The organism is Neorhizobium huautlense (genome assembly GCF_030811685.1).
GTDB lineage: Bacteria > Pseudomonadota > Alphaproteobacteria > Rhizobiales > Rhizobiaceae > Neorhizobium > Neorhizobium huautlense_A.
Window position 1 is genome coordinate 18521 of sequence record NZ_JAUSRF010000033.1, and the last position, 10011, is coordinate 28531.

The 10011-nt window shown below is 58.6% G+C and carries 7 protein-coding genes and 1 pseudogene; 7 read left to right on the forward strand and 1 reads right to left on the reverse strand.

What is annotated here, in order from left to right; genetic code table 11:
• The first annotated feature begins 288 nt into the window (after positions 1 to 288).
• The 6 genes from J2T09_RS26965 to J2T09_RS26990 all read left to right on the forward strand — a co-directional run bounded on the left by J2T09_RS26965 (position 289) and on the right by J2T09_RS26990 (position 8197).
• Complete coding sequence (locus J2T09_RS26965) at positions 289 to 780, forward strand: sigma-70 family RNA polymerase sigma factor (RefSeq protein ID WP_306840171.1); 492 nt, start codon at positions 289 to 291, stop codon at positions 778 to 780.
• 92 nt (positions 781 to 872) lie between these two features.
• The gene (locus tag J2T09_RS26970) at positions 873 to 1832 is read left to right on the forward strand and encodes a FecR family protein (RefSeq protein ID WP_306840172.1); all 960 of its coding nucleotides are present in this window, start codon (positions 873 to 875) and stop codon (positions 1830 to 1832) included.
• A gap of 194 nt (positions 1833 to 2026) precedes the next feature.
• A complete protein-coding gene (locus tag J2T09_RS26975; RefSeq protein ID WP_306840173.1) occupies positions 2027 to 4366 on the forward strand; it encodes a TonB-dependent siderophore receptor in 2340 nt (779 codons plus the stop codon).
• Positions 4367 to 4401: 35 nt separating this feature from the next.
• Complete coding sequence (locus J2T09_RS26980) at positions 4402 to 5253, forward strand: ABC transporter substrate-binding protein (RefSeq protein WP_306840174.1); 852 nt, start codon at positions 4402 to 4404, stop codon at positions 5251 to 5253.
• A complete protein-coding gene (fhuB, locus tag J2T09_RS26985; protein WP_306840175.1) occupies positions 5253 to 7253 on the forward strand; it encodes a Fe(3+)-hydroxamate ABC transporter permease FhuB in 2001 nt (666 codons plus the stop codon). The genes J2T09_RS26980 and fhuB overlap by 1 nt, the downstream gene beginning before the upstream one ends.
• Positions 7250 to 8197 carry an alpha/beta hydrolase gene (locus J2T09_RS26990; protein ID WP_306840176.1) on the forward strand — a complete coding sequence of 316 codons (948 nt, stop codon included), beginning with the start codon at positions 7250 to 7252 and terminating at the stop codon, positions 8195 to 8197. Before fhuB ends, J2T09_RS26990 begins: the two co-directional genes overlap by 4 nt.
• A 39-nt stretch (positions 8198 to 8236) precedes the next feature.
• On the opposite strand, the pseudogene J2T09_RS26995 reads toward J2T09_RS26990, so the two are convergent.
• Positions 8237 to 8368, reverse strand: a pseudogene (locus tag J2T09_RS26995) (transposase); the annotation flags it as partial.
• A 197-nt stretch (positions 8369 to 8565) separates the two neighbouring features.
• Here J2T09_RS26995 and J2T09_RS27000 point away from each other — a divergent pair.
• Positions 8566 to 9996 carry an ISNCY family transposase gene (locus J2T09_RS27000; protein ID WP_306840177.1) on the forward strand — a complete coding sequence of 477 codons (1431 nt, stop codon included), beginning with the start codon at positions 8566 to 8568 and terminating at the stop codon, positions 9994 to 9996.
• Positions 9997 to 10011: the final 15 nt, after the last annotated feature.

Below are 10011 nucleotides of genomic sequence, written 5' to 3' on the forward strand. Positions count from 1 at the left end.
TGCGGTTTGGTTCTCACATGATAAACATGACCTTTCCTGGAAGGTTTTCATCTGGTGCAACACAGAGAAATTGTCATGCAATTGAATGAGAACCGCTTGGATGCTCCTGAATAATGGATGGCGTCGCATGAGGAATGGCAAGAGTGTGTATGAGTAATATTGCTCCGCATGCGATGAAGGTTTGTACGACGGCACGGCCGGTTACTCGAATAAGCCTCCGGTCCTGCTTTTCAAGCCGGCACTGTTTTTGAAGTGCCAGTTTGAAGGTACCGAATGATGACATGGGACTTGAATATCCTTTTCCGCCGGCATGCCGATGGCATTGCTCGCGCCTTGCGGCGCAGAGGCGTCAATAACGAAACTGCCGCGGATCTGACGCAGGATACGTTTGCTCGTGTTCTTGCCCGACCGCCGCTTGCTGCGACGCAAAACCACAATCCGCAGGGTTATCTCTATCAGGCAGCGCGCAATATCTGCATCAATCACCAGCGGCGCGAAGCGCTGATCGAAACGGTTGGTCTGGATGACGAGGAGGCGATCAATCTCGCCGATCCTTCACCATCTCCCGAGCGCATCGTTCATTCGCGGCAAAGCCTGATGCGGACATATCAGGCGCTTGGTGAACTGCCGGAACGGACGCGGCAGGCTTTTGAAATGCATCGTCTTGGCGAAAGAACGATTGCCGAAATTGCCGAGGAGCTCGGCATTTCCAACACGCGGGCGTGGTCTCTGGTGCGTGAAGCCTATAAGCACCTGATCGGGCGGGTCGATATTTCCTGATTTATTTTCGCTTCGTTTGAGAATATCCGCGGCGCTCGCTTGTAAGAAAGAATAGAGGCGATGAAGTCGCATAGCCAGCCGAGAGGACCGTGATGAACGAGATGCCGGAACAGGATCGGCTGCTGGACGAAGCGATCGACCTGATCATCCGTTATCAGAACGATGCCGCCAACCCGGTGGCGACAGACATGATCCGCGCTTGGCGTGCGCGAAGCCTGCAGCACGAGGATGTCTGGGCGCGCGTTTCGAAAGTGCATGGTGTCTCCGGCACGATCCTCACCGAACAGCGACGGATAGAACGGCGGGAAAGCCTGGGCCTTTCGCGCCGGAATTTCACCATCGGCGGCCTGATGGCGCTGGGGGCCGGCGCAACCGCCTATACTTTCGCCCCCGGCATGATCCTGCAGGCGAGGGCAGACCATATCACCGCGAAGGGAGAAATCCGCAGGATCGACTTGCCGGATGGCAGTGTTGCCACGCTCGGGCCGGAAAGCGCGATCGCACTCGATTACAAAAACGAGGCGCGACGCATCGATCTCCTCGCGGGCATGTCGTTTTTTGATGTCGCGGCGGATCCAGGCCGTCCTTTTTCCGTATCGTCCGGCGGCCTGCGTGCAACAGCGCTTGGCACGGCATTCGATGTGTCGAGCGATGCGGGCATTCTCACGGTCTCCGTCGATCATGGGCTTGTCGACGTGCAGGCGCCGGGCGCGGCTTTTTCCGCCGGTGTGAAACTTTCCGAGGGTGAATGGATGGCCTTCGATCCGGCCTCCGGTGGCATCGATCGTGGCCAGCGGGAAAAAAGTCAGATCGCATCCTGGCGCGACAAGCTTATCATTGCCGAGCGGGAAAGCGTATCGGCGCTGGTCGCGCGTATCGGCCGCTGGATACCGGGACGGATCGTCATCGCCGATCCCTTTATCGGCAACCAGCGGGTCAGCGGCCTTTTCGACCTTAATGATCCCGCACGCGCGCTTGAAGCAGTCGTACATCCGGCCGGTGCACATGTGCACCGGATTTCCTCGCTGCTCACAGTCGTTTCGCCTCTCTGAAAAAAGTTGAGTGAAACGGTGAATATTTCTCCATGCCGATTGTAACAGTCATAGGGACAGAAAACAGCGTCGGAGACGAGCGAGCCTGTCCGGTTACGACATGAAGCATTGGAGAGGTCGACGGTATGGGGCGCAGGACGAACACGGTCATATTCGGGGGAATGAAAGGTCGCGCGTTGGCGGCGTCATTGTTGATGTCGACCGCGATCGGTTTCGGCCTTGGCGGAATGCCGCGTGAAGCGGTCGCGCAGGCACAGGCTTCCTTCAGTGTCCCTGCCGGTCCGCTCAACCGCGCGCTGACGGCTTTCGGGCGTCAGAGCGGGGTGCAGGTCACCTATCTTGCATCCATTGCTGCGGGCAAGATGTCGCCCGGCTTTTCCGGATCGGCAACGCGCGAACAGGCGCTGGCAAGGATACTCGAAGGCTCAGGTTTGGTTTATTCCTTTCCCAATGCCACAACGGTTGCGATTTCGGCGCCGACGGGCGGGGCTGATGGTGTCGCCGCCGATGGTTCGACCATGCTGCGCACCATTCAGGTGGACGGCGTGGGATCCGACAACAGCACTGTTGCTGCAAGAAACAGCAGCGCAGCGACAAAGCTGGATGCGCCTCTGATCGAGACCGCCCGTTCGGTATCGGTGGTCACACGCAAGGAAATCGAGCAACGCGGCGTGCAGGATATCGTCGAGGCCGTGCGTTATTCGGCCGGTATCGTCACCGATCGTGCCGGTTTCGATCCACGTTTCGACACGGTCGAAATCCGCGGTTATGACGCAACATCGACCGGCGATTACAAGGATGGCCTTCGCCAGCCCTATCTGAATTACGGCATGCTGCGCACCGATCCATATGCGCTGGAACGCGTCGAGGTCGTCAAGGGACCGGTTTCGGTTCTCTACGGTGCGGGTACACCCGCCGGCATCATCAACAAGGTGTCGAAATTCGCCAATGGCGAGCGTATCCGCGAAGTCGGGACATCCTACAGCACGGAAGATCGCCGGCAGGCTGCGTTCGACATCGGGGACAAGGTCTCGGAGGATAGCGACTTTTCCTATCGCCTCGTCGGTCTGGCGCGAACTGGGGAGACCAACCTGCAGATCGCCGATGACCGCTATCTCCTGCAGCCATCGATCACCTGGACGCCGTCTGACCAGACGTCATTCACGATCTACAGCCTCATTCAGAATTCGAATACCGGCGGTGGTGTCGGCGCAGTCATCGATCCTGACGGGAATGTCCTGAACTTGCGGGCAAGCGATCCCGAATACGATTTCAACAAGATCAAACAGCGTCAGGTCGGTTACGAATTCGAACACGAGTTCAACGATCTCGTGACCTTCAGGCAGAACCTGCGTTACTCTGACATGAACTTGCGCAGCCGTTACCTGACGATTGCCGACTGGACCGGTACGGTCGCACATCGTATGCCTTGGTCTGTTCGCGACGATACCTGGGTCTTTCAGGTCGATAACCAGTTGGAATGGACCTTCGATACAGGCCCAGTATCACATACACTTTTGACCGGTGTGGATTTCATGAAGGTCAGGGGATCGATCGGTTATGGCTACAGCGCCTCCGACCCGATGTTCGACCTCGACATCAGTAATCCGGTCTATGGCATTGATGGTCCGACGGCACCCTACAACTTCCTCCTGCTTGATCGAGATCTCCAGCAGACGGGCATCTATGCTACGGATCAGTTGGAAATCGACAATTGGCGCTTCACGCTCGGTGGCCGATATGCCTGGGCGAAGCAGGGTGCTGATGGAACGCAGGGTGGCGTCGCCTACAGCGAGAACATTGATAAGGGCGCCTTCACCATGCAGACGAGTGCGCTTTATGCCTTCGATAACGGGATATCTCCGTATGTCAGCTATGCCACGTCCTTCGATCCAGTGACCAACCTTCCGGTTCCCGGTACGAGCTTGAAAGCCGCCCAGGGCGAACAGTTCGAGGCCGGCATCAAATACCAGCCGCCTGGTACGGACATCCTGCTTTCGGCGGTTGCTTATCACCTCGTCGAAAAGAACAAGCCTGTCCTCGACGATCCGCTGCTTGGAACCTATCGCTCGCTCGGTGAGCTGACAAACAAGGGGATCGAGCTGGAAGCGCGCGCGAATTTCGCCGACGGATGGGATGTAATCGCCGCCTATACCTACGCGCATTCGCGGATCACAGCAGGTGCAAATGTTGGCAATGAACCAGCAGTGAAGCCAGCGCATGTCGCCTCGCTTTGGGGCAATTACACGTTCGCGGAAGGCACGGCGCTGGACGGTCTGTCGGCTGGCGCGGGTATTCGTTACGCCAGCTCTGCCTTTACCAATGAGGCAAATACCAAAAAGAATGACGCGACCTTTTATGTCGATGCCTCGCTCAATTACAATTTTGGTGCGATCGACAAGAAATATGATGGCCTGACGGCTGCGTTCAACGTGCGAAATATCGCCGACAGCAAGGACGTGGTTTGCAACGGGACCTATTGCTCGCTGGCACAGGGGCGCAACATGACGGCATCGCTGAAATACCGTTGGTGATGCCACAGGATCTGCGCTTTTCCCGCCGCCTACTGATGACCCTGGCATTGACGATGCCATGGTCGATCTCCAGGCCTGCGCAAGCGGATGAGGGCGGGATCGTGTCGCTCGATTACGGTCTCGCCTCGACCATGCTGATGCTGGGCGTGACCCCGGCCGCCGTTGTGGCGCGTGCAGACTGGCAACAATGGGTCGTTGATCCGCCCATGCCGGAAAGTGTGGCTGATCTGGGTACTGCGACCGAAATCAATCTCGAAGTGCTGGCAAGGCTGAAACCCTCGCTTATCCTCAGCACGCCGTTTCTGGCAGCGTCGCGCTCCCAGCTCGAAACGATTGCGCCTGTGAGAGAAGTCGATATTTATGGTGGCGGGCGCGAAGCTCTGCCGGCTTCCATTGTCGCGACCCGTGATCTTGGAAAACTGCTGCGACGGGAAAGTCAGGCAACAGCGTTTCTGGCGCATGCCGAAGCAAATTTTGCCGACTGTAACCGGCGTATCGCCGAGCTTTCGGCGCCGCCGGTCGCACTCGTCACGCTGATGGACGAGCGGCACGTCCGCATCTATGGCGGCTCCGGTCTTTACCAGGGCACGCTGGACCGGCTGGGCGTGAAAAATGCCTGGCAGGCGGAAACCAATTTCTGGGGTTTTCAGACGATCACCATCGAACAACTGATCTCCTTGCCGGAAAATACGCATCTGATGATTTTCGAGCCGCTGACGCCCCCCGACATCCTGCAGCGCCTCGATGACAGCCCGCTCTGGCATGAATTGCCGTTCGCGCGCGCAGGCCGCGTCTCGGTGCTGCCCGGTGTCTTGATGTTCGGCATGGTGCGCGAAGCGATACGTTTTGCCGAACTGCTGACCGATCGGCTGGAGCAGCTCGCCTGATGTCGGTCCGTCTTTTCCGGTCACCCGCGACCGTCGTTTTTATCCTGTTTCTGCTGGGTCTGTCCCTGTCGGCCTGGAATATCGGCCGCGATGCCTGGCTGTTGTTTGAACCCGCCGGGCATTACGACCCCAAACGCGTGCTGCTGGTCTATTCAACCTTTCCGCGCTTCATGACTGCGTTGCTTGTTGGTGCTGCATTGGCGCTTTCCGGCGTGATGTTGCAGCAATCTCTGCGCAATCCGCTCGCCTCGCCAACAACGCTTGGAACCTCTGCCGGCGCCAATCTTTCCCTGGTGCTGAGCCTCCTGTTCTTTCCATCATCGCAGGGGTTTGGCCGCGATACGATCGCAATTGCCGGTGCCGCCGTCTCCGCCTGTCTCGTGTTTGCCATCGGCAGCCGCAAGGGGGCATCGCCGCTGTCCTTCATCCTTTCTGGCCTGATGATCGGCCTGTGGTGCAGCGCGCTTTCAGCCGTTTTTGTTCTGATGAACGATCGTTATCTGTCGGGATTGTTCATCTGGGGAGCGGGTTCGCTAGCCCTGCAGGGATGGACCGTACCGTTCTCGCTGCTTCCCAAGATCATCGCCTGCGTGGTGGTTGCCGGGCTGATGGTTCGGCCAATGTCGCTGATGGAACTGGGCGATGCTGGCGCGCTTTCGGTCGGTCTGTCGGTTCGAAAAGTGCGGGTTCTGGCGATCGCCGTTGCCGTGATCCTGTCGGCATTCGTTACCAGTGCCGTCGGCATTATCGGATTTGTCGGCCTCGTGGCTCCGGCGATTGCCCGGCTTGCCGGAGCACGGCGATTTGCCCAGCAACTGGTCTGGTCACCGCTGATCGGTGCCGGACTTTTGCTGGTGACGGATGAGACGGTCAAGCTGCTGTCCGCCGCTTTTGGCGCCTTCCTGCCGACTGGCTCGATGACGGCGCTGTTCGGTGCTCCGGTCGTTCTCATGCTTCTCGCGCGATTGCGAACGGAGAGCCGCCGCCCACCCAATTTAGGGCAGGGCGCGACGCGCTCTTGGCATGTGCCACGCTTCATGCCGGCACTTTTTCTTCTCACGCTGGCCATCGGTGTCGTCGCCGCTATCCTGATCGGCCGGGCACCGACCGGGCAGTGGGAGATTTTGCCGTTTGCGGAATGGCAGAGCATTCTTCCCTATCGCTGGCCGCGGGTTGTTGCCGCATTGTCGGCGGCGATGATGTTGGGAGCGAGCGGCGTCATCCTGCAGCGATTGACCGGAAACGAGATGGCCAGCCCCGAGCTTCTCGGTATTTCGGCCGGCGCAACCGCCGGAGTGGCACTGGCACTGTTCACGGTTGCCTCCGCAGGGTTCGCCGTTCAGCTGGTTTTTGCGGCATTCGGTGCGCTCGCCGTTCTGGTTATGGTGCTGCTCCTCGGTTTACGCTCGGGTTTTTCGCCGGAGCGGGTGCTGCTGGCCGGGGTGGTGCTGACGGCCCTGCTCGATGCACTGATCGGTTTCCTGGCGGCGGGCGGTGATCCCCGCGCCATGATGCTGATCGGCTGGATGTCCGGCTCCACCTCCCGGGTCGATCAGGCATCGGCACTGTTCGCCCTGGCCTGCGCGATCGTGTTCGCGGCGCTGGTATATCCGGCGGGACGGTGGCTGACCCTTTTGCCTCTCGGCCGAGAAGTCTCTCACGCCGTCGGGATCAAGGTGCCGGTCGCGCGTGCATCGCTTCTGGTGCTGTCTGCCCTGATGACGGCGGCGGCGACGCTGATCGTCGGCCCTTTGAGTTTCGTCGGGCTGGTTGGACCGCATATCGCCCGTGAACTGGGTTTGCGGGGCGCACTTTCCCAGATGATCGGAGGCGCGATGGCGGCCGGCCTGTTGATGCTGATTGCCGACTGGCTGGGCCGGATGATCGCCTTTCCCTACCAGATGCCGGCCGGATTGATGGCAGTCCTGCTCGGAGCGCCGGTGCTGGTTTCCATCCTGATGAAAAATGCCGAAAACGGTCAGCGACGGTGGTTGCGATGACGGAAGATATCGATGTTTCCAACGGCTTTCGTTTGACAAATACCATATCGTTCGATCTACGGCCTGCGCGTGGCGGTGAACCTTATCGCATATTCATCGCTCCGCCTTCCGGGGATATGCCGGCCAGCGGCTGGCCGATCCTTTATCTGCTGGACGGAAATGCATGTTTTCCGCTAGCCGTCGCTGCTCATCGTATCCAGGCGCCTTATCCCGGTGGCACCAACATCGCTCAAGGCATCATCGTGGGGATAGGTTATCCGACGGAGGACCTGTTCCATCCCCTGCGGCGCTCATGGGACCTGAGCCCTCCACCCGGCAGAACCTATCCGCCATTCGAGACCGGTGGTCCTCCTGTCAGAACCGGCGGCGCTGAAGAGTTTCTGGAGTTCATCGAAACCGAACTGAAGCCCCATATCACCAAGGTGTTTCCGGTGGATGCCGATCGGCAAAGCTTGTTTGGTCATTCGTTCGGTGGGCTGTTCGCGCTTTATACGCTATTTTCACGGGCAAGGAGTTTTTCCCGTTATATCGCCGCCAGCCCTTCGATCTTCTGGGAAGGCTGCCGGGTACTCGATCTGGAAAATCAGTTTCTGGCGAATGTTCCTACCGGTAAAGAGGTGAAACTACATCTTTGCGCCGGTGAGCATGAAGGCGAGGAGCTTGCACCATTTCAGATTGATGCGGAGGATGCATCGGCGCGCTTGAAACAGAAAAAAGAGGCCAGGACTCTCGTCCACGTGAATGGACTGGCGGCAAGGCTTTCAATCGCCGCTCCGCCAGGCATGCACGTCGAACATGAAATCTTCACAGGTGAAAACCACATGTCGGCCCTGCCGATCGCAATTGCCCGAGCTATTAGGCTTTGCTTCGAGTGGCGAAGCAGCGGCCTATGCTTGAGAAAAAGGCATGGGCACATCGGGTGTGAATTTGTCGCCAGTCCTTGAGTCTTCCGAACGTGTTCTCGATCTTGTGGCGCTTTTTGTATCGCGCCATCGCAGCCCGTTCGACAAGACGAAAATGATGCCACTCAGGATCAATCGGTCATCAACTCGTGGAACGCCGTGGGACCGCGGAAAGTAGGGCTCAATCCGGCACATTTGCCCGTCTGACAACAATCACGACTAACGTCCGAGATGATTGTTCCATAATACTGATTACCGAATTTTATTTGTGTAAGGGCTATTTAGTAATGCGACAGTTGGGCCAGTTAGAGATGCGACAGTCTCGCCTCTCGACGACTGGTCAAAGCCAACGTTGGGAGCAAGGATGACGACCTTCAACCTGGTCGAGACCATGAGCGGTCGGAGTCGTCATGTCCTTTTTGATCACCATGTCGCAGAAAGAGTTGCATCGCCTCGAACTTATCCAAAAAATCCGTGACGAACGCCTGACCGTCGTCCAGGCAGCCGAACAGCTCGACCTCAGTCGCAGCCAGGTCCACCGGCTGCTGCAGGCCTATGACCGGGACGGTCCGGCCGGCCTTGTTTCCAAGAAACGATCACGGCCGAGCAACCGGCGTCATAGCGAAGAGTTTCGCAATGCGGCGCTGGATCTGATCCGCGAACGCTATCTGGATTTCGGCCCGACACTGGCGCGCGAGAAACTGATCGAACTGCACCGGATCTCGGTCGCCAAGGAGACGCTGCGGCAATGGATGACCGAGGCCGGCATCTGGATCTCGCGTCGCGAGCGCAAGAAACGGGTCTTTCAGCCACGCGGCCGGCGCGACTGTTTTGGCGAACTGGTACAGATCGACGGGTCGCATCATTGGTGGTTCGAGAACCGCGGCCCCAAATGTGCCCTGCTCGTCTATATCGATGACGCCACCGGCAAGCTCCTGCATCTGCGCTTCGCCCGATCGGAGAACACGTTCGACTATCTGCATGCGACCAAGGCCTATCTGCGGCAATGGGGCAAGCCGCTGGCGTTTTACAGCGACAAGCACGGTGTTTTCCGTGCGCTCAATGCGTCGAAGACAGACCGGACAAGCGGTCTGACGCAGTTCGGCCGGGCGCTTTACGAGCTGAACATCGACATCATCTGTGCCAACACTCCACAAGCCAAAGGCCGAGTGGAACGCGCCAACCAGACGCTGCAGGATCGGCTGGTCAAGGAGATGCGGCTTCGCGGTATCGACACGATCGAGGATGCCAATGCCTATGCACCTGAGTTCATTGCGGATTTCAACGCGCGTTTCGGAAAGCCACCGCGTAATCCGAAAGACATGCACCGGCCGCTGGCCGACCATGAGAACCTCGATGGCGCCATGTGCCACAAGGAAGTGCGCACGCTCTCACAATCCCTGACGCTGCGCTATGACAAGGTGCTGTTCATCCTCGATCCGACCGAGATTTCGCGGCCCCTGGCGGGCAAGAAGGTGATCGTCTGCGATTATCCGGACGGACGGCTCGAGATCATGCACGAGAGTTTTACCCTGCCCTACAGGACGTTCGATACGTTGCGTTCTGTGCATCGCGCGCAGGTCGTCGACAACAAGCGGCTGGACGACATGCTGTCTATCGTCGCCGAGATGCAGGCAAAGCGTGAGCAAAAGCACAAGAGAAGCGGCCCACGCCGCACCGGCCAGACGGATCATATGTTCGGCATTCGCGACGGCAGCATCGCCAACGGTTACCAGAATCGGGGGCGTAAACCGGGGCGGCGGACGGATTTCATGAACGATCCAGCGGTGATTGCGAAGCGAGAGAAAGCGTTGTCGAAGCAGCCGCCAGCGGCGGAATAGGGATCGTCAATGTAC